This window comes from Rodentibacter haemolyticus, assembly GCF_015356115.1.
GTDB lineage: Bacteria > Pseudomonadota > Gammaproteobacteria > Enterobacterales > Pasteurellaceae > Rodentibacter > Rodentibacter haemolyticus.
This window is the reverse complement of the sequence record NZ_CP063056.1, coordinates 912722-938961: the sequence shown is the minus strand read 5'-3', so window position 1 is coordinate 938961 and position 26240 is coordinate 912722. Positions and strand designations below refer to the sequence as shown.

The 26240-nt window shown below is 41.5% G+C and carries 29 protein-coding genes and 1 pseudogene; 21 read left to right on the top strand and 9 right to left on the bottom strand.

The annotated features are described in order from the left end of the window. Positions 1-2: 2 nt before the first annotated feature. Positions 3-584: a 16S rRNA (guanine(966)-N(2))-methyltransferase RsmD gene (gene rsmD, locus IHV77_RS04515; RefSeq protein WP_194812920.1), complete on the bottom strand. Its 582-nt coding sequence runs from the start codon at positions 582-584 to the stop codon at positions 3-5. Between the two features lie 467 nt (positions 585-1051). Between rsmD and ftsY the strand changes: the two are divergent. From ftsY to IHV77_RS04435, 16 genes and pseudogenes are all read left to right on the top strand, one after another. After that, positions 1052-2020, top strand: a pseudogene (gene ftsY / locus IHV77_RS04510) (signal recognition particle-docking protein FtsY); the annotation flags it as partial. 9 nt (positions 2021-2029) lie between these two features. Next, complete coding sequence (gene ftsE, locus IHV77_RS04505; RefSeq protein ID WP_194812918.1) at positions 2030-2686, top strand: cell division ATP-binding protein FtsE; 657 nt, start codon at positions 2030-2032, stop codon at positions 2684-2686. Positions 2687-2695: 9 nt separating this feature from the next. Continuing rightward, positions 2696-3622, top strand: a complete 927-nt coding sequence (ftsX, locus tag IHV77_RS04500; RefSeq protein ID WP_194812917.1) for a permease-like cell division protein FtsX — start codon at positions 2696-2698, stop codon at positions 3620-3622. A gap of 325 nt (positions 3623-3947) precedes the next feature. Then, complete coding sequence (gene rpsJ, locus IHV77_RS04495; RefSeq protein ID WP_001181005.1) at positions 3948-4259, top strand: 30S ribosomal protein S10; 312 nt, start codon at positions 3948-3950, stop codon at positions 4257-4259. Between the two features lie 16 nt (positions 4260-4275). Beyond that, the gene (gene rplC, locus IHV77_RS04490; RefSeq protein WP_077421871.1) at positions 4276-4902 is read left to right on the top strand and encodes a 50S ribosomal protein L3; all 627 of its coding nucleotides are present in this window, start codon (positions 4276-4278) and stop codon (positions 4900-4902) included. A gap of 15 nt (positions 4903-4917) precedes the next feature. Next, entirely contained in the window at positions 4918-5520 is a 603-nt protein-coding gene (gene rplD, locus IHV77_RS04485) for a 50S ribosomal protein L4 (protein ID WP_194812916.1), read from the top strand. After that, on the top strand, positions 5517-5816 hold the full coding sequence (rplW, locus tag IHV77_RS04480) for a 50S ribosomal protein L23 (protein ID WP_077424641.1): 300 nt from the start codon (positions 5517-5519) through the stop codon (positions 5814-5816). The genes rplD and rplW overlap by 4 nt, the downstream gene beginning before the upstream one ends. Positions 5817-5833: 17 nt before the next feature. Next, positions 5834-6655, top strand: a complete 822-nt coding sequence (gene rplB / locus IHV77_RS04475) for a 50S ribosomal protein L2 (RefSeq protein WP_194812915.1) — start codon at positions 5834-5836, stop codon at positions 6653-6655. 25 nt (positions 6656-6680) lie between these two features. Then, positions 6681-6956, top strand: a complete 276-nt coding sequence (gene rpsS, locus IHV77_RS04470) for a 30S ribosomal protein S19 (RefSeq protein ID WP_005539416.1) — start codon at positions 6681-6683, stop codon at positions 6954-6956. A gap of 11 nt (positions 6957-6967) precedes the next feature. Then, the gene (gene rplV, locus IHV77_RS04465; protein WP_050692961.1) at positions 6968-7300 is read left to right on the top strand and encodes a 50S ribosomal protein L22; all 333 of its coding nucleotides are present in this window, start codon (positions 6968-6970) and stop codon (positions 7298-7300) included. Between the two features lie 17 nt (positions 7301-7317). Then, positions 7318-8025, top strand: a complete 708-nt coding sequence (gene rpsC, locus IHV77_RS04460; RefSeq protein WP_005625894.1) for a 30S ribosomal protein S3 — start codon at positions 7318-7320, stop codon at positions 8023-8025. 13 nt (positions 8026-8038) lie between these two features. After that, positions 8039-8449 carry a 50S ribosomal protein L16 gene (rplP, locus tag IHV77_RS04455; protein WP_005625890.1) on the top strand — a complete coding sequence of 137 codons (411 nt, stop codon included), beginning with the start codon at positions 8039-8041 and terminating at the stop codon, positions 8447-8449. Beyond that, complete coding sequence (gene rpmC / locus IHV77_RS04450) at positions 8449-8640, top strand: 50S ribosomal protein L29 (RefSeq protein ID WP_005625888.1); 192 nt, start codon at positions 8449-8451, stop codon at positions 8638-8640. Before rplP ends, rpmC begins: the two co-directional genes overlap by 1 nt. Continuing rightward, positions 8640-8897, top strand: coding sequence for a 30S ribosomal protein S17 (gene rpsQ / locus IHV77_RS04445; RefSeq protein WP_005625886.1), 258 nt, complete (start codon positions 8640-8642; stop codon positions 8895-8897). The genes rpmC and rpsQ overlap by 1 nt, the downstream gene beginning before the upstream one ends. A gap of 285 nt (positions 8898-9182) precedes the next feature. Next, positions 9183-9443 carry a hypothetical protein gene (locus tag IHV77_RS04440; RefSeq protein WP_194812914.1) on the top strand — a complete coding sequence of 87 codons (261 nt, stop codon included), beginning with the start codon at positions 9183-9185 and terminating at the stop codon, positions 9441-9443. A 17-nt stretch (positions 9444-9460) separates the two neighbouring features. Next, positions 9461-10090, top strand: a complete 630-nt coding sequence (locus IHV77_RS04435) for a hypothetical protein (protein WP_194812913.1) — start codon at positions 9461-9463, stop codon at positions 10088-10090. A gap of 198 nt (positions 10091-10288) precedes the next feature. Here the strand turns inward: IHV77_RS04435 and pckA are convergent, their stop codons facing one another. Together pckA and IHV77_RS04425 are read right to left on the bottom strand one after the other, a co-directional pair. Continuing rightward, positions 10289-11905 carry a phosphoenolpyruvate carboxykinase (ATP) gene (pckA, locus tag IHV77_RS04430; protein ID WP_194812912.1) on the bottom strand — a complete coding sequence of 539 codons (1617 nt, stop codon included), beginning with the start codon at positions 11903-11905 and terminating at the stop codon, positions 10289-10291. Between the two features lie 240 nt (positions 11906-12145). Beyond that, complete coding sequence (locus tag IHV77_RS04425; RefSeq protein WP_194812911.1) at positions 12146-14455, bottom strand: Tex family protein; 2310 nt, start codon at positions 14453-14455, stop codon at positions 12146-12148. Positions 14456-14634: 179 nt separating this feature from the next. Here IHV77_RS04425 and greB point away from each other — a divergent pair, with 179 nt between their 5' ends. After that, positions 14635-15114, top strand: coding sequence for a transcription elongation factor GreB (gene greB / locus IHV77_RS04420; RefSeq protein WP_194812910.1), 480 nt, complete (start codon positions 14635-14637; stop codon positions 15112-15114). A 61-nt stretch (positions 15115-15175) separates the two neighbouring features. Here greB and IHV77_RS04415 read toward each other — a convergent pair whose 3' ends face one another. Further along, positions 15176-15490 (bottom strand): DUF5389 family protein, encoded by a 315-nt coding sequence (locus IHV77_RS04415; RefSeq protein WP_194813223.1) that lies wholly within the window; start codon positions 15488-15490, stop codon positions 15176-15178. Between the two features lie 135 nt (positions 15491-15625). Between IHV77_RS04415 and IHV77_RS04410 the strand changes: the two genes are divergently transcribed. Next, a complete protein-coding gene (locus IHV77_RS04410; RefSeq protein WP_194812909.1) occupies positions 15626-18127 on the top strand; it encodes a class I adenylate cyclase in 2502 nt (833 codons plus the stop codon). 133 nt (positions 18128-18260) lie between these two features. Further along, positions 18261-18890 carry a response regulator gene (locus tag IHV77_RS04405; RefSeq protein WP_194812908.1) on the top strand — a complete coding sequence of 210 codons (630 nt, stop codon included), beginning with the start codon at positions 18261-18263 and terminating at the stop codon, positions 18888-18890. A 115-nt stretch (positions 18891-19005) separates the two neighbouring features. On the opposite strand, the gene IHV77_RS04400 is transcribed toward IHV77_RS04405, so the two are convergent. After that, a complete protein-coding gene (locus IHV77_RS04400) occupies positions 19006-19848 on the bottom strand; it encodes a divergent polysaccharide deacetylase family protein (RefSeq protein WP_194812907.1) in 843 nt (280 codons plus the stop codon). Beyond that, positions 19848-21080, bottom strand: a complete 1233-nt coding sequence (gene envC / locus IHV77_RS04395) for a murein hydrolase activator EnvC (RefSeq protein WP_194812906.1) — start codon at positions 21078-21080, stop codon at positions 19848-19850. Before envC ends, IHV77_RS04400 begins: the two co-directional genes overlap by 1 nt. A 209-nt stretch (positions 21081-21289) precedes the next feature. Here envC and IHV77_RS04390 point away from each other — a divergent pair, with 209 nt between their 5' ends. Together IHV77_RS04390 and IHV77_RS04385 are read left to right on the top strand one after the other, a co-directional pair. Continuing rightward, entirely contained in the window at positions 21290-21973 is a 684-nt protein-coding gene (locus tag IHV77_RS04390) for a 2,3-diphosphoglycerate-dependent phosphoglycerate mutase (RefSeq protein WP_005625827.1), read from the top strand. Positions 21974-22264: 291 nt separating this feature from the next. After that, positions 22265-22966, top strand: a complete 702-nt coding sequence (locus IHV77_RS04385; protein WP_194812905.1) for a hypothetical protein — start codon at positions 22265-22267, stop codon at positions 22964-22966. Positions 22967-23106: 140 nt separating this feature from the next. Here IHV77_RS04385 and IHV77_RS04380 read toward each other — a convergent pair whose 3' ends face one another. The 3 genes from IHV77_RS04380 to rmuC form a co-directional block, all read right to left on the bottom strand. Next, positions 23107-23775: a pseudouridine synthase gene (locus IHV77_RS04380; RefSeq protein WP_194812904.1), complete on the bottom strand. Its 669-nt coding sequence runs from the start codon at positions 23773-23775 to the stop codon at positions 23107-23109. Next, positions 23775-24326, bottom strand: a complete 552-nt coding sequence (locus IHV77_RS04375; RefSeq protein WP_194812903.1) for a TIGR00645 family protein — start codon at positions 24324-24326, stop codon at positions 23775-23777. The genes IHV77_RS04380 and IHV77_RS04375 overlap by 1 nt, the downstream gene beginning before the upstream one ends. Before the next feature lie 87 nt (positions 24327-24413). Then, a complete protein-coding gene (gene rmuC / locus IHV77_RS04370) occupies positions 24414-26018 on the bottom strand; it encodes a DNA recombination protein RmuC (protein ID WP_194812902.1) in 1605 nt (534 codons plus the stop codon). Positions 26019-26240 lie beyond the last annotated feature (222 nt).

The window sequence follows — 26240 nt, the reverse complement described above, 5'->3', positions numbered from 1 at the left end:
TCTCAACATTGATATAAACGATAACTCACCTGACCGGTTATCTTTTCTTTTAGTAATACCCAATTTCCAGGGGGGGCAAGCTGCTTGTCTTTTTCTGTTTCTACGTAAATTAAGGCGTTTGGGCATAACCAGTTGTTTTCCGCAAGTAATGAAATCGCCTGTTCCGCTAACCCAAGATGGAAAGGGGGATCGAGAAACACCACATCAAAGTGCGGTTGATTTTGCGCTTGTTTTAAAAAATCCAAACAGCTTTGGTTAAACACTTGCGCCTGCTCGGCACTGCATTTTAAGGTTTGCAGATTTTTTTTCAGTTGATTGGCAACGGCTTTATCCCGTTCTAAGAAGGTAACTTTCTTTGCCTGACGGGAAAGAGCTTCAAAGCCCAGCGAACCGCTACCGGCAAAGCCGTCTAAACATTCGGCGTCGTGAATGTAAGGCATTAGCCAGTTAAACAGTGTTTCTTTCACGCGGTCCCCGGTGGGACGCAGTCCTTCAGCATTGAGCACCGGGAGTTTTCGCCCACGCCAACGCCCTGCAATAATTCTTACTTCGCCTTTGGCGTTTTGTGTTAGTGGTTTTTTCATAAAAATCGTGGATTTAATTGAAAATAGTGCTTAGTTTAGACGATTTTTTGCTAGAATAAACAGCATTTTTTATCGGGATAACGTGAAGAGAACAATTTATGGCAGAAGAAAAGAAAAAAGGCGGATTTTGGGCATCTTTGTTTGGGCGAAATAAAAACCAAGAAACGCCGACAGTTGAGCCTATTATTGACGAACAAGCCGCAGAAACTTCGCTTGAGCAGGCGAGAGAAGAAACGTCTGCTCAAGCGGTTAGGGAAGAATCTCCGGAAAGTGCGGTTGATTCCGAAGGTGTTTTAGTCGAAGAGGGGTCAGAAGAATCATTTGGTGTCGGAGAAGAAAAAACGGAGGAAATTTTAACCGCACTTAAACCTGATGAAACGGAAGAAATCATTGCACCTGAAAATGTAACGGAAATTGATGTGGTTGAACCAACAGAAATTCCTCCTGAAACCGTGCAAGACGTTAAAGAAGAACTACAACCGACATCAGAAACTCGTGAAAAACCCGGTGAGGGGGGCTTTTTCAGCCGTTTGGTAAAAGGGCTGCTTAAAACAAAACAAAACATTGGTGCGGGTTTTCGTCATTTCTTTTTAGGTAAGAAAATTGATGATGAGTTATTTGAAGAATTGGAGGAACAGCTTTTAATTGCGGATATCGGCGTTCCTACTACCACGAAGATTATCAAAAATCTGACCGAACACGCCAGTCGGAAGCAGTTGCAAGATGCGGAGCTTTTGTATCAACAATTAAAAGTAGAAATGGCAAATATTCTTGAACCGGTGGCGCAGCCGTTGGTGATTGATGGCAGCAAAAAGCCTTATGTGATTTTAATGGTGGGCGTGAACGGTGTAGGTAAAACCACCACGATTGGTAAATTGGCTCGTAAGTTCCAAGCGGAAGGGAAATCCGTGATGTTGGCTGCCGGTGATACTTTCCGCGCGGCGGCAGTCGAGCAGCTGCAGGTGTGGGGGGAACGTAACCATATTCCGGTGGTGGCTCAAAATACGGGAGCGGATTCCGCTTCGGTGATTTTTGATGCGATGCAATCGGCGGCTGCGCGTAATATTGATATTTTGATTGCGGATACCGCCGGTCGTTTACAAAATAAAAATAATTTGATGGACGAGTTGAAAAAAATCGTTCGCGTGATGAAAAAATACGATGAAACCGCACCGCACGAAATTATGCTGACACTGGATGCCGGCACCGGTCAAAACGCGATTAGCCAAGCAAAATTATTTAATGAAGCCGTGGGACTAACCGGTATTTCGTTAACGAAATTAGATGGCACGGCAAAAGGCGGTGTGATTTTCGCTATTGCAGATCAGTTCCGGTTGCCGATTCGTTATATCGGTGTGGGCGAGAAAATCGAAGATTTGCGTGAGTTTAACGCCAAAGAATTTATTGAGGCGTTATTTGTACACCAAGAAGAATAAGGATAGAGCGTGATTAAATTCTCTAACGTATCCAAAGCCTATCACGGCGCAACGCAACCGGCGTTGCAAGGGCTTAACTTCCATTTGCCGGTGGGCAGTATGACTTATCTTGTGGGACATTCCGGGGCGGGTAAAAGCACGTTACTCAAATTAATTATGGGAATGGAAAAAGCCAATGCGGGGCAAATTTGGTTTAACGGACACGATATTACGCGTCTCTCAAAATATGAAATTCCATTTTTGCGCCGTCAAATCGGAATGGTACATCAAGATTATCGTTTGTTGACGGATCGAACCGTAGTGGAAAATGTCGCTTTGCCGCTGATTATTGCGGGAATGCGCCCGAAAGATGCACATTCGCGAGCGATGGCATCGCTTGATCGCGTAGGGCTCCGCAGTAAAGCTCATTACTTGCCGCCGCAAATTTCCGGTGGAGAGCAGCAACGGGTGGATATTGCCCGTGCCATTGTTCACAAACCGCAACTCTTATTGGCTGATGAGCCGACCGGTAATTTAGATAATGAACTTTCGTTAGGTATTTTCAGTTTATTTGAAGAGTTTAATCGTTTGGGAATGACGGTGTTAATCGCTACTCACGATATTAATTTGATTCAACAGAAACCAAAACCTTGTCTTGTACTTGAGCAAGGCTACTTACGTTATTAAGGAAAAACCATGAGCCGACCGACTGATGCTTCTGTCTTCGTGCAAACGGCTTACACGTTGCGCGCAGTGTGGAGGGATTTGTGGCAACGCAAATTCGGCACGTTATTAACGATTTTAGTGATTGCCGTTTCTCTCACCATTCCGACCGTCAGCTATTTAATGTGGAAAAATCTTCATTTAGCCACGACACAATTTTATCCTGAAAGTGAGCTTACGATTTATCTTCACAAAAATTTAAGTGAGGATGATGCCAACCTTGTGGTAGAAAAAATTCGCCAGCAAGAAGGTGTGGAATCCTTGAATTATGTATCCCGCCAAGAAAGTTTGAAAGAGTTTAAAAGTTGGTCAGGCTTCGGAGAAGAGCTTGATATTTTAGATGATAATCCATTGCCTGCGGTGGTGATGGTAAAACCGAATAAAGACTTTAACGCTTCGGAAAAACGTGAGGAGCTGCGCACGAATCTCGATAAAATCAAAGGCGTGCAAGAAGTGCGTTTGGATAATGATTGGCTGGAAAAACTGACCGCACTTTCGTGGTTGGTGGCTCACGTGGCAATTTTCTGCACAATCTTAATGGCGATAGCGGTCTTTTTAGTCATAGGTAACAGCATTCGTTCTGATGTTTATAGCAGCCGTGCCGATATTGAAGTGATGAAATTGCTTGGTGCAACGGATCAGTTTATTCTACGTCCTTATCTTTATACCGGTATGATTTATGCTTTTTTAGGCGGATTTGTCGCCGCGATTTTCAGTAGTTTTATTGTGGGTTATTTCACTTCCGCAGTGAAATATGTGACGGATATTTTTGCCGTACAGTTCGCTTTAAACGGTTTAGGCATCGGTGAATTGATTTTCTTATTGGTCAGTTGCTTGATAATGGGGTACATCGGCGCGTGGATTGCCGCTAAAAGACATATCGCGTTACTTGATAATTGATATTAAACCTTAATTTTATAGAGTGCGGTCGTTTTCCGTTTTGTTTTATTTGAAAATAGGATGGAAAACAACCGCACTTTTCTATGATTTGAATAAATTTCTTGCAATCAGCTTTACTTTTGTGTAGTATTCGCAGGCTTTCAGATATTGAAGGTCGTTTAATGTAATCATTTATTAAACGAGTGTAACGATATGTTACGCTAACAATGTTTCCGATTGGGAGACTATATAACAGGTAACTTGCACCTCCTTTTCTATTTTGATGTTAGAACTGCGATTGGTGTTAGTTTTTTTATTAGCTAAATTTTATTGGAGCTCTGGTCTAATGCAGAACCAAAGAATCCGTATCCGCTTAAAAGCATTTGATCACCGTTTGATCGATCAATCTACTGCGGAGATCGTAGAGACAGCTAAACGTACCGGTGCACAAGTTCGTGGTCCGATTCCTTTACCAACCCGTAAAGAGCGTTTCACCGTGTTGATTTCTCCACACGTGAACAAAGACGCGCGTGACCAATACGAAATTCGTACTCACAAACGTTTAGTAGATATCGTAGAGCCAACAGAAAAAACTGTTGATGCATTAATGCGTTTAGATTTGGCTGCCGGCGTTGACGTGCAGATCAGCCTAGGTTAATTAAGAGGTTATTACAATGATTGGTTTAATCGGTCGTAAAGTCGGTATGACCCGTATCTTCAATGAAGACGGTGTTTCAGTACCGGTTACCGTTATCGAAATCGAAGCCAACCGCGTAACTCAAGTTAAAACTCTTGAAAACGATGGCTATACTGCAGTTCAAGTTACTACTGGTTCTAAAAAAGCAAACCGTGTAACTAAACCGGAAGCAGGTCATTTCGTGAAAGCAGGTGTTGAAGCTGGTCGCGGTTTATGGGAATTTCGTACTGAAGGTGAAGAATTCACTTTAGGTCAAGAAATCAATGTTGACATCTTCGCAGATGTTAAAAAAGTCGATGTTACCGGTACTTCTAAAGGTAAAGGTTTCCAAGGTGGTGTTAAACGTTGGAACTTCCGTACCCAAGATGCTACCCATGGTAATTCTTTATCACATCGTGTTCTCGGTTCTATTGGTCAAAACCAAACTCCGGGTCGTGTGTTTAAAGGTAAAAAAATGGCAGGACATTTAGGTGCTGAACGTGTAACCGTTCAATCACTTGAAGTCGTTCGTGTAGATGCTGAGCGTAAATTGCTATTAGTGAAAGGTTCTGTGCCTGGCGCTATCAATGGCGATGTTATCGTTAAGCCGGCAGTTAAAGCATAGGTCTAGGAGATAGAGATGGAATTACAAGTTGTAGGTGCAAACGCACTCACTGTTTCTGAAACTACCTTCGGACGTGAGTTTAATGAAGCATTGATCCACCAAGTTGTTGTTGCTTATGCAGCCGGTGCGCGTCAAGGTACTCGTGCTCAAAAAACTCGTGCTGAAGTGTCTGGTTCAGGTAAAAAACCTTGGCGTCAAAAAGGTACAGGTCGCGCTCGCGCCGGTGATATTAAATCACCGATTTGGCGTTCAGGCGGTACAACCTTCGCGGCTAAACCACAAGATCACAGCCAAAAAGTGAACAAAAAAATGTACCGTGGTGCTATCAAAAGCATTCTTTCCGAATTAGTTCGTCAAGATCGCTTAGTGGTTGTTGAAAAATTTGAAATCGAAGCACCAAAAACTAAAGTTTTAGTACAAAAATTAAAAGATTTGGCAGTTGAAGATGCGTTAATTATCACAGCAAGTTTAGATGAAAATCTATTCTTGGCGGCACGTAACTTATATAAAGTTGACGTACGTGATGTACAAGGTATCGATCCGGTAAGTTTAATCGCTTTCGATAAAGTGATTGTTACCGTTGATGCTGTGAAACAAATTGAGGAGATCTTAGCATGAGTCAAGAACGTTTGCTGAGCGTGCTTCGTGCACCGCATATCTCTGAAAAAGCAACTAACAATGCTGAAAAATCTAACACTGTTGTACTTAAAGTTGCTTTAGATGCGAACAAAGCTGAAATTGCTGCTGCTGTTGCTCAATTATTTGAAGTAAAAGTAGATTCAGTACGTACTGTGGTTGTTAAAGGTAAAACTAAACGCCGTGGTGCTAAAATGGGTCGTCGCAGCGACTGGAAAAAAGCTTATGTAACTTTAGCCGAAGGCCAAAACTTGGACTTCGTGGACAGTGCAGAGTAATCGGAGGAAAATAGAGAATGGCTATCGTTAAATGTAAGCCGACCTCCGCTGGTCGTCGTCACGTTGTTAAAATCGTGAACCCTGAATTATACAAGGGTAAACCTTACGCTCCGCTTTTAGATAGCAAATCTAAAACCGGTGGTCGTAACAATTATGGTCGTATTACTACTCGTCATATTGGTGGCGGTCACAAACAACACTATCGTTTAATTGATTTCAAACGTAACAAGTTAGATATCCCGGCGGTTGTTGAGCGTTTAGAATATGATCCGAATCGTTCTGCTAATATCGCTTTAGTGCTTTATAAAGATGGTGAACGTCGTTACATCTTAGCACCTAAAGGTTTATCGGTAGGCGATCAAATCCAAGCCGGTGCAAACTCACCTATTAAAGTGGGTAATGCGTTACCGATGCGTAATATTCCGGTCGGTTCAACTGTGCATAATGTTGAATTAAAACCGGGCAAAGGCGGTCAAATCGCCCGTTCTGCAGGTAGCTACGTACAAATCATCGCTCGTGAAGGTAACTATGTTACTTTACGTTTACGTTCCGGTGAAATGCGTAAAGTATTAGCGGAATGTATTGCGACAATCGGTGAAGTCGGAAACTCAGAACATATGCTTCGCGTATTGGGTAAAGCCGGTGCTAACCGCTGGAGAGGTATCCGCCCTACAGTTCGTGGTACTGCAATGAACCCGGTAGATCACCCGCACGGTGGTGGTGAAGGTCGTAACTTTGGTAAACATCCGGTCACTCCTTGGGGTGTCCAAACCAAAGGTAAGAAAACTCGTCACAACAAACGTACTGATAAATATATCGTACGTCGTCGTGGCAAATAATAAATTAAATTAAAGAGGATTAGCCATGCCACGTTCTCTCAAGAAAGGTCCTTTCCTTGACCTACACTTGTTGAAGAAGGTAGAGAAGGCGGTGGAAAGCGGGGATAAAAAACCAATCAAAACTTGGTCCCGTCGTTCAATGATCATTCCATCAATGATCGGGTTGACCATCGCAGTCCATAATGGTCGTCAGCACGTTCCGGTTTATGTTTCCGACGAAATGATCGGTCATAAATTAGGTGAATTTGCACCGACTCGTACATACCGCGGTCACGCGGCAGATAAGAAAGCTAAGAAATAAGAGGTAAAGAGATGGAAACTATCGCAAAACATCGTTACGCTCGCACTTCTGCCCAAAAAGCTCGCTTAGTTGCCGATTTAATTCGTGGTAAAAAAGTTGCGCAAGCATTAGAAATCTTAACTTACACTAACAAAAAAGCTGCGGCTTTAGTGAAAAAAGTTTTAGAGTCTGCTATTGCAAACGCAGAGCACAATGACGGTGCAGATATCGATGATCTTAAAGTTGCTAAAATCTTCGTAGATGAAGGTCCTAGCATGAAACGTGTTATGCCACGTGCTAAAGGTCGTGCAGATCGTATTTTAAAACGTACTAGCCACATTACTGTGGTTGTGTCGGATCGTTAATCAGTAGGAGAATAGCAATGGGTCAAAAAGTACATCCACATGGTATTCGCCTAGGTATTGTAAAACCTTGGAGCTCTACTTGGTTCGCGAATACACAAGACTTCGCCGATAATCTTGAAGGCGATTTCAAAGTACGCAAATTCTTAAATAAAGAATTAGCAAATGCTTCGGTTTCACGTATTACTATTGAGCGTCCGGCTAAAAGTATTCGTGTAACTATTCACACAGCTCGTCCGGGTATCGTAATCGGTAAAAAAGGCGAAGATGTTGAAAAATTGCGTAACGCAGTATCTAAAATTGCTGGCGTTCCGGCTCAAATCAACATCGCTGAAGTGAAAAAACCTGAATTAGATGCGAAATTAGTTGCAGACAGCATCGCTTCTCAATTAGAACGCCGTGTAATGTTCCGCCGTGCAATGAAACGTGCGGTACAAAGCGCAATGCGTTTAGGCGCTAAAGGTATCAAAGTTGAGGTTAGCGGTCGTTTAGGTGGTGCAGAAATCGCACGTTCAGAATGGTATCGTGAAGGTCGCGTACCTCTACATACTCTTCGTGCGGACATCGATTATAACACTGCAGAAGCCCATACAACTTACGGCGTAATCGGCGTGAAAGTATGGATCTTCAAAGGTGAGATTCTCGGTGGAATGGCTGCCGTTGCGCAATCAGAACAACAACCTGCCGACAAGCCTAAAAAGGCTCCGCGCGGTAAAGGTCGTAAGTAAGGAGAAACGCTAAATGTTGCAACCAAAACGTACAAAATTCCGTAAAGTTCACAAAGGCCGCAACCGTGGTATCGCTGGCGGTACTGAAGTAAGTTTCGGTACTTACGGTTTAAAAGCAGTTGGTCGTTGTCGTTTAACCGCTCGTCAAATCGAAGCGGCACGTCGTGCAATGTCACGTGCAGTGAAACGTCAAGGTAAAATCTGGATTCGTGTATTCCCGGATAAACCGATCACTGAAAAACCATTAGAAGTCCGTATGGGTAAAGGTAAAGGTAACGTTGAGTACTGGGTAGCCTTAATCCAACCGGGTAAAGTGCTTTATGAAATGGATGGTGTGTCCGAAGAAGTGGCAAGAAACGCATTTGCGTTAGCAGCTGCTAAATTGCCTGTTAAGACCACTTTCGTAACTAAGACGGTGATGTAATGAAAGCTCAAGATTTACGTACAAAAAGTGTTGAAGAGCTGAATGCTGAATTAGTGAACCTTTTAGGTGAACAATTCAAGTTGCGTATGCAGACAGCCACCGGTCAGCTTCAACAAACCCATCAGGCTAAACAAGTGCGTCGTGATATTGCACGTGTAAAAACTGTATTAACCGAAAAGGCGGGTGAGTAATGACTGATAAAATTCGTAGCGTACAAGGTAAAGTTGTTAGCGACAAAATGGAAAAATCTTTCGTTGTTGCTATTGAACGTAAGGTAAAACACCCGTTATACGGTAAATTTATCCGTCGTACAACGAAATTACACGTACACGATGAGAACAACGAAGCCAAAGTTGGTGATACCGTAGAGATCCGCGAATGTCGCCCTCTATCAAAAACCAAATCTTGGACGTTAGTTCGTGTTGTTGAAAAAGCGGTTATCGCTTAATTCACAAAATTAAATCTGAAATGCCCTCCTTGTGAGGGCTTTTTTCTTTTTCCAATTCATAAATTCTTCCCTAAATTTATACGCAATCGTTTTAAAGGATTGCTATATCTAACGACACCGTTGACAAAGCCAAGGTTCAAAATTTAACGATTTTGTAACCGCACTTTTGATACTTATTCTCAAAAAGGTAACTGAGTATACTCAGTTTTTATTTGTTATTGCATAACAAATAAAACAACCCTGAAAACTTTTCTGAAATTTATTTAATTTGAAAAGGACATTTATATGAAAGTTCATGTACTTGTTGATATTTACATTAACTATTTCCCTAGGGGGGATAATAAGTATATTTATAATAATGTAAGAGCGGTAGATCAAAAAAATAATGAAATTGTTGCTGATTGCATTGAAGATATGCTCAGAAATAAATCAGTGTTTCTTTTTGATCCTGAACTGATAATTGTTAATGATATTAGTCCTATTGAGAAGGATAGAAGTTGTATCCTTGATACGGAATTACAGTTATTTGAATTTTTTACTAAATAATATTTGAGGAGGATTAGATGAGTTTAAAGAAAATAGTATTTTTTATTTTATTCATATTATTTATAGGATTCTTTGCTTTGACAAGCTGGAAGGAAAAACCAATAAATAGGGAACCAATAGAGTATTATAGAACTAAACTTATTGAAGCTGAAAAGAGAGGGGATTTTTTTAAAGCTTCGGAAATTGCTCAAGAAGTTATAAAAAAATATTCGAATGAACCAGAAGGGATCAAGGCAAAAGGCTATTTATATAATTTATATCAGGGGCGTTGTGCTCTCTTTCGAATTGCTAACGGCTTTATGGGGGCTAAAGTAACTAAGGAAAATCAAGATCAATGTTTAGCAATTCTAAATCCTAAGAAATCTTTGGTACTATTAGAAGAACTTGTGGAAGATCTTGAAAATCTTGTTGATAGTGGAAGTATCACAGAATCTTTAAAAATTTGGGGATATAAGCAGTTACTTTATGCAACCAGCATACTTGAGTGGATATATACAGAAGGTGTTGATAAGGATGGAATCAAAATAGATAGGGATTCTTCTAAAGCAAAAAAATATAAAAAAATTAAAGAAAAATATGAGAAAATTTATGAGAAGATTGCAGAAAAATATCGGGAATCAGAGATCAATAGAGAGAGATTCTTTTAAGAAATAAAAAGTAACTAACTAATGATATTGGTCAAATAACTACCGCATTTTATTGATTAAAGTGCGGTTTATTTTTTCAGAATTTGTATCCTTGTGAAATATCTGAGCATAACAACATTAATGACACATAAAAAGGACACCAAATTTGGTGTCCTTACTCATCATATTATTTGGGCTCTATATAGTGCCTAATTTGTATTAGACTTTAGGGCCTGCTACGATAAGTGATTTACCTTCTTCATTTATCGCATATTTCTCGAAGTTTTTCACGAAACGACCGGCTAAGTCTTCTGCTTTGGTTTGCCATTGTGCTTTATCAGCGTAAGTATCACGCGGATCTAAAATCGCAGGATCAACGCCCGGTAAGGCTTTCGGAATTGCCAGATTGAAGATTGGTAATTCGCCCATTTCCGCTTTTTCGATTGAGCCGTCTAAAATCGCATCAATAATACCACGGGTATCTTTGATGGAAATACGCTTACCTGTGCCGTTCCAACCGGTATTCACTAAGTAAGCTTCCGCACCGGCCGCTTGCATACGTTTTACCAACACTTCCGCATATTTTGTCGGGTGAAGTGTTAAGAATGCCGCACCGAAACAAGCGGAGAAAGTTGGGGTCGGCTCGGTAATACCACGTTCCGTACCGGCTAATTTTGCAGTGAAACCGGAGAGGAAGTAGTATTTGGTTTGTTCCGGTGTTAATTTAGAAACCGGTGGTAATACACCAAAGGCATCTGCGGTTAAGAAAATCACTTTGGTTGCGTGGCCTGCGCGGGATACCGGTTTAACGATATTATCGATATGGTAAATCGGGTAAGACACACGGGTATTTTCGGTTTTTGAGCCGTCATCAAAATCAACGGAGCCGTCAGCACGCACAACTACGTTTTCTAATAAGGCATCACGGCGGATTGCACGATAAATATCCGGTTCGTTTTCTTCTGAAAGATGAATAGTTTTCGCATAGCAACCGCCTTCAAAGTTGAAGACACCCACATCGTCCCAGCCGTGTTCATCATCACCGATTAATTGACGTTTCGGATCGGTCGAAAGGGTAGTTTTGCCGGTGCCTGATAAACCGAAGAAGACGGCGACATCGCCAGCAGCCCCCACGTTTGCGGAACAGTGCATTGCACCTACGCCTTTAAGCGGAAGGAAGTAGTTCATCATTGAGAACATACCTTTTTTCATTTCGCCGCCGTACCAAGTTCCGCCGATTAATTGAATGCGTTCGGTTAAGTTGAAAGCAACAAAGTTTTCAGAATTTAAGCCTTGTTCTTTCCAGTTCGGGTTGGTCACTTTAGAACCGTTCATCACTACAAAATCAGGCTCGAACGTTTTGAGTTGCTCTTCCGTTGGGCGAATAAACATATTTTTCACAAAATGCGCTTGCCAAGCCACTTCCGTTACAATACGCACGGCAATGCGGTCATGTTCGCTTGCGCCGCAAAATCCATCAATCACAAATAAGCGTTTACGGGAAAGTTGGTTTGTGACTAAATCCTTCAAACTTTGCCAAGTGGCTTGGTTCATCGGTTTGTTGTCATTTTTCGCCGCTTCGGATGTCCACCATACGGTATCTTTGGTGGTTTCATCCAGCACGATATATTTGTCTTTTGGCGAACGTCCGGTGAATATACCGGTATCGACTGCGACTGCGCCGGTTGTTGTCAGTTTGCCTTTCTCAAAGCCTTCTAAACCAGGTTTGGTTTCTTCTTCGAATAATTGTTCATAACTTGGATTATAGACAACTTCTTTTACGTCATAGATACCAAGAGCTTCAAGTTCTTTAATTACTTTGTTTAAGTCCGTCATAAGTCACCTCTATATAAAGATTAAAATTCAATTGTGGTCATTCTAAATAAAACCTAGTAAGAAAAATGTTAACTAGATCTCATTTTTGAAAATTGCCTTAATTCCTACCTCTTTTTAGGTGAATTTTATGACAGAGATCACAAAAGTGCGGTGATATTTAGGCGTGTTTTTTGGGGAAAAATTAAAGTGGCAGAAAAAATCCGCAATTAAGGGGGAATTTTCATCCCCCTAATCTTAATACTATTTTTTCCAATTTTTCAATGCATCGGCAAAAGCATTGCCCATTACATTATTTCCTTTGGGATTACGATTTTGTGGTGATGCATTGCCACGGGGTTTGGCGGATAAAGTGCGGTCGGATTTCGCCTCATTTTTTACCGCACTTTCATCTAAACGCATTGTGAGCGCAATTCGTTTGCGTGGCACATCCACTTCCAATACTTTTACTTTCACGATATCGCCCGTTTTCACGACTTGGTGCGGATCTTCCACGAATTTATCACTCAAAGATGAAATATGCACCAAGCCGTCTTGATGTACGCCAATATCCACGAATGCACCGAAGTTGGTCACATTCGTGATCGTCCCTTCCAAAATCATACCGGATTTTAAATCGGTAATCTCTTCCACGCCGTCGGCAAAGGTCGCTGTTTTAAATTCGCCACGTGGGTCGCGTCCCGGTTTTTCCAATTCTTTGAAAATATCTTGTACGGTAGGCAAGCCGAAACGGTCATCGGTGAATTGTTTGGCATCCAGTTGACGAGTGGTATTGCTCTCCATTAATTCTTGAATGGATTTTTGGGTCGCTTGCAGAATTTTTTCCACCAATGCGTAGGCTTCAGGGTGAACGCCGGAAGCATCCAGTGGATTTTTTCCTTCTGCAATACGCATAAATCCGGCACATTGTTCAAAGGCTTTTGGTCCTAGACGAGGCACTTTTTTCAATTGTTCACGGCTGTCAAAGCGACCGTTTTCATTTCGGTAATCCACAATATTTTGCGCTAAGGTTTTACTCATTCCCGCCACCCGAGCAAGCAATGGCACGGAAGCCGTATTTAAATCTACGCCAACGGCATTTACACAATCCTCCACCACGGCATCTAATTTACGCGCCAGTTGGGACTGATTGACATCGTGCTGATATTGCCCTACACCAATTGCTTTCGGTTCAATTTTAACCAGTTCGGCAAGGGGATCTTGTAAGCGGCGGGCAATAGATACCGCACCACGTAAGGAGACGTCTAAATTCGGGAACTCATTGGCGGCAAATTCGGAAGCGGAATAAACCGATGCGCCCGCTTCCGAAACTACCACGATTTGCGGTTTATTCTCTTTGATTTCTTTCATCACCTCTTTGGCGAAACGTTCGGTTTCACGAGAGGCTGTGCCGTTACCGATGGCGATTAATTCCACATTATGTTTGAGCACTAAACCGAATAACACCATTTGCGCTTCCGATTCGCGACCGGTGTGAGGGTAAATCGTGGCGGTATCTAATAATTTGCCCGTGTTATCCACTACGGCAACTTTCACCCCTGTGCGTAAACCGGGGTCTAGCCCTATTGTGGTTTTTGAGCCTGCCGGTGCAGCCATTAAAAGTGCGGTCAAATTTCGGGCAAAAACATCAATGGCTTCTTCTTCCGCTTTTTCACGTAATGTGCCCATCAGCTCGGTTTCGAGGTGAAGGGATACTTTGATTTTCCATGTCCAAGCGATAACCTGTTCACGCCATTTATCCGCCGGTTGTCCGCTGAAATGAACGCCCAAATGATCACGAATGATTTCTTCACAATAGCTTTGACGCACGACTTCATCGACATCAGGATCAGCATTTAAAGTCAATTGCAAAATGCCTTCATTACGTCCGCGAAACATTGCTAAGGCTCGATGAGATGGCACATTTTTCAGCAATTCTTTGTGATCAAAATAATCTTGGAATTTTGCGCCTTCTTGTTCTTTACCTTCGATCAACCTTGCTTCAATTTGCGCATTTTGTTGCAAATATTGACGCACTTTTGCCAATAATTGCGCATCTTCGGCGAAACGTTCCATTAAAATATAACGAGCGCCGTCTAATGCGGTTTTGGTATCCGCCACGCCTTTTTCGGTATCAATAAAAGAAAGTGCGGTCGTTTCCGGATCGTTTTTTGGGTCAGTCCATAATGTATCGGCTAATGGTGCTAAACCGGCTTCAATAGCAATCTGCCCTTTAGTACGGCGTTTAGGTTTGAAGGGCAAATATAAATCTTCTAATTCCGTTTTACTTTGTACGGCTTCGATTTGTGAACGCAATTCCTCCGTGAGTTTGCCTTGTTCATCAATGGATTTCAAAATGCTCTGACGGCGATCTTCAAGCTCACGCAAATAACCTAGACGGGTTTCAAAATGGCGTAGTTGGGTGTCGTCTAATCCGCCGGTCACTTCTTTACGATAACGTGCGATAAAAGGAATGGTATTACCGTCATCTACAAGCTGAATGGCGGCGAGAATTTGATGAGAGGCAACGCTAAGCTCTGAGGCGATAATTTGACTGATTTGTTGATTTAACATATTAAAACGTCTTTGTTAAAAATAAAGATTAATGAAAATTGGGCATAGCATACTGGTTTTAATACCTTGACTCAAATATATCGTGCATTAAATTTAAAAATGTCTTCGGCTTGCGGCTTTGTATACATTTTAATTTAATTCACTATAATTCAATAAATTTTCTGACTTCGGTAAAACAAATGGCAAAATCAAATTACATTACACGCCAGGGCTGGAATGCTTTAGATCAAGAACTGAAATTTTTATGGAGAGAGGAACGTCCAAAAGTCACGCAAGCGGTTTCGGATGCCGCCGCTTTGGGGGATCGCAGTGAAAATGCCGAATATATTTACGGCAAACGTCGTTTACGTGAAATTGATCGCCGCGTGCGTTTTCTTACCAAACGTTTAGACGTTTTACAAATTGTGGACTACAGCCCGAAGCAAGAAGGGAAGGTATTTTTTGGTGCGTGGGTAGAACTGGAAGATGAAGACGGTGAATTGAAACAATACCGTTTGGTCGGCTGCGATGAATTTGACCCTGCCAAAAATTGGATTTCCATTGATTCTCCGGTCGCCCGTGCTTTGATAGGGAAAGGCATTGATGACGAGGTTCGTGTTGAAACCCCATCAGGACGGGTTACGCTTTATGTGAATCGGATTTGGTATGAAAAAGACTAAATTCATCACTGTATTTAGGAAGTAATACTTCAATTCATTCTTTTAGTTATATAGCCGCTTTTTATGCGGCACTTGCCACGCAGATATAAATTAAAACACCATAAAAAATGACCGCACTTATACCGAGTAATGTTGCCGCAAGAGTAGGCGCGCGGTGGTGCAGTTTATAAAGTATTCGGGCGATGATGGCGAGGATAAAAGGATAAATCCAACATAATGTGGAAAAGAGATTAATTTGCCCTTCGTTCAATACGGTGCTTTTGGAAAAGCCGGTAGAAATGAGCAATGCTAAAGGCCAAAGCAAAACAGGAACGCAAAAAGCGGCAATCGCCCAAGTAAATTGCTGAATTTTGTCGGCATAGAGGTTGGTTTGGATAAATGGGACATAATTGAAATCGAATGAGGAATCATAGGGTTGCGAATATAGCAAATGTCAGGTTAGGTCGCAATTTTTTGCCTTAATAGATTTGAAATGGTACATTACGCACAGTGATTTTTAGTAGGGTGATACGTGAAATACGATCTTAATCAAGCAAAGAAATATGTTGAAATTTTAGACCAACGTCGCTTGGAACGCGCACAGTTAGGTTTGAATAGCGGATTTCAGCACGTGTTATCTTTACTCCCTCTTTTGTTTCACTTTAACTATCCCGGTTTACCCGGCTATGTTTCGCCTTCTCCATATGCTGTTTTCGGTATCGCAAATTTCACTTTATCGGAATATCAACAGAATTTTCTTTCCGATGAATTTCCTCTTCACAATGCTGAGTTAAAGCGTCAGGTTTATATGGAAAACCCGCCGATTTTAGGGATGTATGTGATGGGGAGCTTCGGTTCTATTAGCCAGACTTCAAGTTCCGATGTGGATACATGGATTTGCCATCGGGAAGATTTAACGGAAGAAGAACGTGATTTACTCACACAAAAAGCACGTAAGATTGAAGAGTGGGCGTTGCAGTTTGATGTTGAAATTCATTTTTACTTAGTCGATCAACAACGTTTCCGCAGCGAGCGTTACGCAGATCCCGTTACCAATGAAAATAGCGGCTCGGCACAATATATGTTGTTATTGGAGGAGTTTTATCGTTCGGCGGTTCGCCTTGCCGGCAAACCGCTGCTATGGTGGCATTTATGGGTTGAGAAGGAAGCCGATTACGAAAAAGAAGTACAAAAACGAATAGAGGACGGTTCGCTTAATCCGCAGGATTGGGTGGATTTCGGCGGATTAGGACGCTTTTCCGCTAAAGAATATTTCGGTGCAAGTTTGTGGTTACTTTATAAGGGCGTAGATTCCCCTTATAAATCCGTATTAAAAATTTCACTGTTGGAGGCATATTCTGAGGAATACCCCAATGCGCGCCTTATTGCCAGACAATTTAAAGAAGATCTCTTTTCCGGCAATACAACGCCGGAACATCACTTTGATCCTTATATTGCGATTTTGACAAAAGTAACAAATTATTTGACCGCACTTTCCGAATTTAAACGCCTTTATTTTGTGCGCCGCTGTTTCTATATCAAGGTGATGGAGGACTTGTCGCTATATCAACGTAATAACTGGCGAACCAACTATATGCGCATTCTTGCCCAAGAGTGGGGCTGGAATACCGAGATAATTGGCGAGTTGAACCGGCGTCCGTTTTGGAAGATTAAACAGGTGAAAAAAAGCCATCAAAACTTGGTGAAATTTCTCATGTTAAGCTACCGTAATTTAGTCAATTTTGCGCGAAAACATAAAATTCATTCCAGTGTGATTCCACAGGATATTAATATTCTGACACGTAAGCTTTATACGGCATTTGAAGAGTTACCGGGAAAAGTGAATTTGCTAAATACGCAAAATTTCCGTGATTTATCTGAACCGCATATTTCTTTTTTAGAAGTGCGTGGCAATAAGCACTTTAAAGACGGTTGGTATCTGATTAATAGACCGCCAAATGCTATGATGTTTTCCGACGGTCGGGTGACTGAATACAGTGAGAGTTTAAATAAACTGGTTGCATGGGCATATTTTAATCGCTTACTCACGGCGGAAACGGAGCTTTATCTCTTTAGTAAAAGCGTTAATATTGAAACCTTGCGAAATTTTGTTGCAGATCTTCGTCTTTCTTTTTCACGCAACGCAACGACTGTCGGTAGTGATGCCTTTGCAAATTCCTGTGAGATTCGTCAGATTTTAATTGCCGTTAATTTAACCGTGGATCCGTCGGCACCTTTAAGCGAATTTAGAGACAATCTTTCTGCCAGTGATTTGTTTAGCGTTGGACCTTTTGAACAGAATTTCGTCGGCAGTATTGATTTTACTTATCGTAATATATGGAATGAAATCCGCACTTTTCATTTTGAAGGCGCTAATGCGATTTTGTTGGCATTAAAAGTGCTGTCCAACAAAATCTATCGCGGCGTGAATAGCCCTCGTTCGGTGCAGGTATGTTGCTATAGCAAACATTATCGCCGCACGTTACGCCACTTAGTGAATGCATTAGTGAATCGTTGTATCAGCATTCAACTTGGCGATAGCCCACCGCCCCACACGCCGAGATTGCGTGTCGCCGGGAAAAACTGGCAATTCTTTTTTGAAGAACGTGGCATTAGTTTGCAAGAAGTGGAAAATGATGCGCAAAGTGCGGTCGATTTTGATGGTATTTTAAGAACCTCGGTAGAAGAAAAAGAAGATGTTTCACTCGGTAACCGTCAATATCCGGCGGGCATTGATCTTTTCGCCAGAGAAGGTTTTTTACAATTTTTCTTTGAGGATAATAAAGATGAAACATTCAATGTGTATTTATTGGACGAATTGAATCATTTAGAAATCTATCGCCATTGCGATGGATTGAAAGATGATAAAGTCCGTGAAATTAATCGACTTTATCAAGCTTCAAGCCTTGGCGGTGAAAATCCTTATCATATTGAATCCCGTGATTTTAATTATCCTCAATTTTATCAATTACAGCGTTGCCCACAGGGAAGCGTACAAATTTTACCTTTCAAATATCAACGAAACCTTCATTAGCTCTACCTCAAAAGAGGGATTGTAATGAGATAGATCAACTTCTCTTATTTTTACAATTGGAAGGTATTTTAAATCCCGCTAAAATGACAGAATTTTGGTGTAGGATTCTATCAATTATTACCAAGGGGGAAATGTGCAAGAAAAATTAAAAGTATTATTAATCGATGATCACCCATTAATGCGCCGTGGTATTAAGCAACTTATTGAATTAAATGATAACTTTGAAGTGATTGCGGATGTTGGTAGCGGGGCGGAAGGGATTTCCGTTGCCTTACAAAGGTTACCGGATCTGATTATTTTGGATCTGAATATGAAAGGGCTTTCAGGGTTGGATACGCTTAAAGGATTACGGGCAGAGGGCGTGGATGCGCGTATTGTGATCTTAACCGTATCTGATGCGAAAAATGATATTTTTGCGTTGGTTGATGCCGGTGCCGATGGCTATTTATTAAAAGATACTGAGCCGGATACCTTGCTTGACCAGATTACACGTATTGCGCAAGGTGAAGTGATTTTAAGCGATTCAATTAAAAATTTGCTTATTGAACGGGAGCACCGCCAAGATCCGATGGAGTCCTTGACGGAACGCGAGATGGACGTGCTGAGTTTAATTGCCACCGGTTTATCTAACAAACAAATTGCAGGTCAATTATTTATCTCGGAAGAAACCGTGAAAGTACATATCCGAAATTTATTACGCAAATTAAACGTCCATTCACGTGTTGCGGCAACCGTATTGTATTTTGAATATCACAGGCGTTAATTGATTGGCGATTTTACCGTTTTTCGCCCCGTTAAGTTTTCTTCCTAAAGCAGGCTTTATTCGCTATTTCGCTATAATTAGATGATATCAGTGGAATAAACACCTGCTACACTTTTTATCTTGGTACACCACGCAGTAACGGTATCGGCTCATAAGGTGCTTCGGACGTCGGTGCCGGTGTGTCATTAAATAACAAAATAAACGGTTTTGGCGGAATGACGCGCTCGTTACGCCATAAACTACCCATTCCGACAAGTTGAATATCCGAAGGTAAATTGCGTAAGCCTTGCTGTAACACCGCCACTGTATTTTTTCGAGGGTGTCCAATAGCAATTGCCGTGCCGTGTTTTCGGGCATATTGGAGTGCGGCTTGAAATTGGCGTTGAACATCGGCAAATTCATTACTGTCATCTAGGAAAATATGGCGATCTAACGAGCGTACGCCTTGCTCTTTTGCAATTTTACCTGCAACGGATTTTCCAATGGTTCGGCTATCTAAAAAGAACAAATGCTGTGAATGTAGCGCTTGCATTAAATGTTTCATTAAGAGGCTATCCGCTGTCGCCGCACTCCCCATATGATTATTCATTCCAATGGCATAACTTACCGTCTCTTTTGCTCTTTGAACACGCTTGGCAACTTGTTCTGCCGACATTCCTAAAGATAAACCGCCTTCTTCTATTTTAATTTGGCTTACCGGTTGCATCGGCATATGAATAAGCACATCACGTCCCTGAGTTTTCGCCTCTTGATTACGTGCTTTGGCATAAGGTGCTGAGGGAATAATCGCTACGGAAATTTCCCTCGGCATCGCGAAAATCGCCGCATCTTCTTTCGGGTGATAGCCGATATCATCAATCACAATGGCAAGTTTGCTTTGTGCGCTAACAAAAGAGGAGAAAAGTGCGGTCGAAAAAAGGATGAAATTTTTAACCGCACTTTTTAATATGTTGTGCATTATTTTATCCATCCCGCAGGGTTTACCGGTACGCCTTTTCGGCTAATACCAAAATACAAGGCCGATCGGGAAAGTTCTCCGGTATTCCCCACTTGAGCGATAGTTTGACCGGCTGAAACCAGTTGGTTTGCTTTCACAAATACCGCTTGGTTAAAACCGTACAAACTCAAATCACTATCGCCGTGCTTAATAATAACCATATAGCCGTAACCATTTAGCTGTCCGGCAAGGATCACTCGACCGCTTGCAATGGCACGCACCGCAGTACCGTTAGGGGCGGCAATCACCATTCCTTTCCAGCGGGCTTCTCCGGCTTGTGTCGAACCGAACGCGTATAATGTCGAACCGTTTACCGGCTTATTGTATTGACGTTTAGCCGCTCCTAGACCACTGGTGCTGTTAATCAATTGACGCTCTTGTGCCGTTGGTTTATAAGGTTTGGCTGTGCGTTTTTCTTCCGATTGTTTCCGCTGTGCCAAGGCTTCCCGCTCGCGCTGCTCTTGTTGGCGTGCGACTTGTTCCGCTCGTTGAATTTCTTGGCGCAAGGCGGTTTCATTTGCACGTAAACTTTCTAATTTATTCTGATCTTTATTAATATTTTTATTGATTTCGTTCAAAGTGGATTGACGTTCACGTTGAATTTTTTCTAATTCTTGTTGTTGCTTTTTCTGTATGGAAAGCTGATCCCTATGGCTTTGCTGCTGCCCTAAAATCGCCTCTTTTTGTTTAACAATTTGTATTTGTGTGGTTTGAAGATGATTAATCATTTCAATACGGGCTTGGTTTAGATGCTCGTAATACACTTTCATCCGTGCCGCTTTTTTCGCATCTTCAGAGAGCATTCTCTCCAACACGGAAGGGTTTAACCCCGAGCGATAAATAGCATCCATCTGCTTTGCCAGTTTGTTTTTTTGTTCACGTTCTTTTTTCTCTAATTGTTTGATTTGCTTGTCCGATTCTGCGATTTGTTTACGGATTTCTTTCAAACTGAGTTCCGTTTCACGTAGTTCGCCGGCAACGGAATTGATTTTGCTTTCTTGATTTTTTAAGGTGGATTGAAGCTGAGCCTGCTTACGTTTTTGCTCGGCAAGTTTTGATTCTTGTTGTTTGATTTGTTGTTGAATTTGATTGAGATTATTGCCATAGCCAAATGGTGAAAAGGCAATGAGCCCACAGGCTAAAAGTGCGGTCATTTTTGAAAATGTTTTTGCGCTCGGTTTCCAATACTGCATACATCAAATTCTAGAGATAAAAATAAAGGTGAGTAAAGATTATTCGCTTATAGGGCGTAAATAGTAGCATTATTTTAAGATTGCTAAAACGCCCCCCTCCGATTTTTTGCGAAAGATCAGGAAAACGAGCCTTTTCGCTTTTAAACCGAATGATTTTTTGCTATAAAAGTGCTCGTTTATTTTTACTAACAGACCTTTAGGAGATCCTTATGGAATTAGTCTTTATTCGTCACGGTTTCAGTGAATGGAATGCGAAAAACTTATTCACCGGCTGGCGCGATGTAAACCTCACCGAACGTGGTGTGGAAGAAGCCAAAGCGGCAGGTAAGAAATTATTGGATGCCGGTTATGAATTTGATATTGCCTTTACTTCCGTATTAACGCGAGCAATTAAAACTTGTAACATCGTGCTGGAAGAATCTCACCAATTATGGATTCCTCAAGTGAAAAACTGGCGTTTAAATGAACGTCATTACGGTGCATTGCAAGGCTTAGACAAAAAAGCGACGGCAGAACAATACGGTGATGAACAAGTTCATATTTGGCGTCGTTCTTATGATATTTCTCCGCCGGATTTAGATCCGCAGGATCCAAATTCAGCACACAACGACCGCCGTTATGCGAACATTCCGTCAGATGTCGTGCCGAATGCGGAAAACTTAAAGATTACTTTAGAACGTGCATTGCCGTTCTGGGAAGATCAAATTGCACCGGCAATGCTTTCCGGCAAACGTGTTTTAGTGGTGGCTCACGGTAACTCGCTTCGTGCATTGGCAAAACACATCATCGGTATTTCCGATGCGGAGATTATGGATTTTGAAATTCCGACCGGTCAGCCGTTAGTGTTAAAACTTGATGATAAATTAAATTACGTAGAACATTATTATCTTTAATTTTAAATTTTATCGTGAATTAGATTTAAAAATGTCTACGGTTTGCAGCTTTGTATCCGTTTTTATTTAATTCACGAGAGAATGAAGTGCGGTTAGTTTAGCCGCACTTTTTGTTTAAGACGGTATTATGTATCAGTCGCACAATGTACAAAGTAGGGGGGGGGAATTTTTGCCCACCGTTGAAATTCTCTCTTTGAACCGGTGGGCAAAAATTTGCCCACCGGTTCTACACAATCGTTGTTTAACAATATTTGTGCAACTGCTACATCATACCTGTTTAAGGAGAACATTATGAAAAAATTCGTTAAGGTGTTATTGGCATTGTTGCCTTTTATCACGGTTACGGCAATTGCCGCAACGCCACAAAAAAATACAGAAAAACAAAGTATTAAGCAGACGAAAAAAACACAAGTCAAAAAGCCAACTGAGAAAAAACTTACAACGAAAAAAGCGGATGTAAAAAAGTCGGTAGAGAAAAAAACAAAAATCAAAGCAGGGAATAAAAAAACAGCACAGAAGAAATCGGTGAAGTCTGATAAAAAAATGACTAAAAAACAAGTGAGTAAGGATAAGAAATCAGCTAAATCGCAGGTAAAAACCACTTCTCACAAATCGTCAAAAAAAGCACATAAAGCAAAATCGGTTCGACAAAAACAGATTGATAAAAAAGTGGAAAAAGTCGAAAGCAATGCAGCGGAAGCCCAACCGCTTAGTCAGGCAAAAAAAGCCGTGCTTGTGCCGAAATGTCAAGATAGCGAAGTGATTAAAGTGCTATCCGATGCATTCAAACAACAAGGTAAAGCAACGGGTGTACCTATGACGGTAAGAAAACTTAGCCAAACCCGTGAAACGCAACATTATCCACAGCAGGGCATTCGCAGTTGCCATACATTAGTGGAGACAAACGGTAAAAAATATCAAACGGATTACAGTGTGATTTTGAATGGAAATGGCTTTTTCGTTCAGGTAGAAAATGCGCAAGTGATGTTTTAAATAATGCAGGATTAGTCGCACACTCAAATCACCAATCACCGTAGGGTGGGCAAATTTTTTGCCCACCGTTTAACCATAATATTTTCGGTGGGCAACTAGTTGCCCACCCTACGACCGGATTATCGAGTGTAAATTGCACCTTATTTTCCTTTTAAGGAAAGGAATAATCTCTCAATTTCTTTTTCAGACAATTCTCGATATTCACCATTTGCCAATCCTTCAATGGATAATACTCCCATTTGATAGCGCACTAAACGCAATGTCGGAAAGCCGATATGGGCTGTCATACGGCGTACTTGACGGTTGCGCCCCTCCGTGATTTTAATTTCCAACCAAGATGTCGGAATGGATTTCCGCTCACGGATAGGCGGATGACGTTGCCATAAATCCGGTGTTGAAATCAACCGCACTTTTGCCGGTTTTGTCATTCCGTCTTTGAGTTCCACGCCTTGGCGTAAAGGCATCAAATCCTGCTCGCTCGGCTCACCTTCCACTTGCACCCAGTAGGTTTTCTCCGTTTTGAATTCGGGAGCGGCAAGGTGGTGTTGTAATTCCCCGTTATTGGTAAGAATAAGTAACCCCTCACTGTCGCGATCAAGCCGCCCTGCGGCATAAATATGAGGGATAGGAATAAAATCTTTAAGCGTAGCCCGTCCGTTTTCATCGGTGAATTGAGTTAAGACATCAAAAGGCTTATTAAAAATAATGACCCGTGTTTTTACGGGGGGCTTTGCTTTTTGTTTGCTCGTTTTAAAAGAAACGCCGACGGGCTTTTGGTTGGCGTTTGAACGAGAAAAAATCTTTCGCATTAGTGGCTTTTGTGGCTGGTGCTGTAAAGAATCTTATCGGTATAAGCCAATGCAATCGCAGAGACTAAGAAACCGAGATGCAAGAAAAGCTGCCACATCATGGTTTTTTCCGGAAGATTACTTACATTAACAAAAGTTTGTAACATATGAATCGATGAAATCGTGATAATCGACATCGAGAGTTTCACTTTTAACACCGTTGCATTAACGTGGCTCATCCATTCCGGTTGATCCGGGTGGTTTCGGGTTTTTAGTTTAGAGACGAAAATCTCATAACCGCCAATCGTCACCATCACAAGTAAATTGGCAATCATTACCACATCAATAAGATTCAGCACGGCAAGCATAATGGTATTGGAATCCATTTCATTGATATTTGTAATCAGATGCCAAAGGGATTTCATAAATTTATAGGCGTAAATGCCCTGTACGACAACAAGACCGAGATAAATCGGTAATTGTAACCAACGGCTGGCAAAAACAATTTTGCTTATGGCATTAGATTGTCGATTATATTTTGCATAGGGATCGGGTGATTTTTGCTGTTCCATTCATTCTTCCTAAATTAGAGTGAGTTAAATAAAAAAACCGCCAAAAAATAGCAGTTTTTTTGAAAATAGCAATAGTTAATGCGGGGATTATTTTTCTTCTTGTGTTATTAATGATAAACGGCTTAAATCCACCTCGTTATGTAACAGTTCTATATTCGGCATCACTTTATTCGCTTTGGCGGATAAATCTTTGAAACGTTCTACTTTACCCACTAAGCCTTGCTGACCGACTAAGGCGGTAACCGTGCTGTTATATTGATTGCTGACGGTAGAAAGCGTATTGCCCAGTTTATTTAATCGCTCGGCAACCAAGCAAATTTGATTATAAATTTCACCGGCTTTTTCGGCGATTTCTTTCGCCTCCGCATTGCCACGTTCAATACGCCATAAATTGGCGACTGTGCGTAGAATCGGCATTAATGTGGTGTGCGACACCATAATGACGTTTTTCTCATAACCATAATTGAAAAGGCTCGGATCTAATTTTAAGGCTTCAATATAGGCGGGTTCGACAGCGATAAACATCAACACAAAATTCGGGCTACGCATACCGATTAGGTTGCTGTAATCTTTTTTGTGAAGATCATCAATGTGATTTTTCAGGGCTTTTATATGCTCTTTCATCAAGCGTTCCTGCTCAAAATCTTCCTCGGAATTGACCGCACTTTCATAAGCGACTAAGGACATTTTACTATCGATGATGATGTTTTTATTATCCGGTAAATTCAAGACGAAATCGGGATAATTGCGCCCGCCTTGTTCATCTTTAAAATGAGATTGTACACTGTAATGAACATCTTCAATTAACCCCGCAAGTTGAAGCGCACGTTCCAGCTGTACTTCTCCCCAATTGCCAAGGGTTTTCTTTTCACCCTTGAGGGCAGAAGTCAGATTATTGGCTTCTTGCGACATATTTAATCCGATTTCCAATACTTTTTTAATTTCCGCTTCCAAGCCCGCATTGCCTTTCACCGATTCCGAGTGAATTTCATTCACACGTTTTTGAAAACCCTCAATTTGTTCACGGAAAGGTTTTAACAAGTTTTCCAAGGCGGAGACATTAGTTTGATTAAAAGAACGGGCTTTTTCTTCCAAAATACGATTGGCAAGATTTTGAAATTCAACGCTGAGTTGCTGCTTGGACTGCTCAATATTTTGCTGTTGCTCGGTAAAGTGTTTTTCTTTTGCGGCAAGGGTGGTTTTTAAGCCGGTGAGTTCTTGCGAAAGTGCGGTCAGTTTTTCCGTTAAATTTTGCACTTCCTGTTCTTTGCGGGATAAATGAGTTTGGCTTTGTTGTAATTGGTTCTCTAAGCTTTCCGCTTGTGCCGAAGCAATGCCGAAACGCTCTTTTAATGCAGTGATTTGTGAACCGATTTGCTCGTTCCGATTTTGTTCTTCATCCAGTTCTTTGCTGAGATAGCTGATTTTTTCGTCCCGTTCGTTCAAACGAATTTGTAACCCCTCACTTTCCGTTTGAGCTTTGACGGTTTGTTGCTCCAATCGACTTTTTTGTTGGCTTAGCACATCGAAACGTTCGGCAAGTTGGTTGAAATCCAAATTGGCTTTACTTAAATCCTGCTGCAATTCCTGCACATCACGTGTTCGGCGTGCCAATAGAAAACCAAAAATAATCAAAATAAAAAGTGAAATACTAAGTAAGGTGAGAAAGGGCGGGGTAATCCAAGTTGTCATAATTTTCCTCAAATTTTTGGCAAATTTTAACACAATCAGTAGGGGGGGCAACTTGTTGTCCACCGATTCAGAGAGGGTATTTCAATGGTGGGCAACAAGTTGCCACCCTACGCTCGAAAATATTGTGGTTGAAACGGTGGGCAAAAAATTTGCCCACCCTACGAGCTGAGAGCACTTTCCCTCAATTTCCAAAATCCCACATAAAAATGCGACGTATATCAA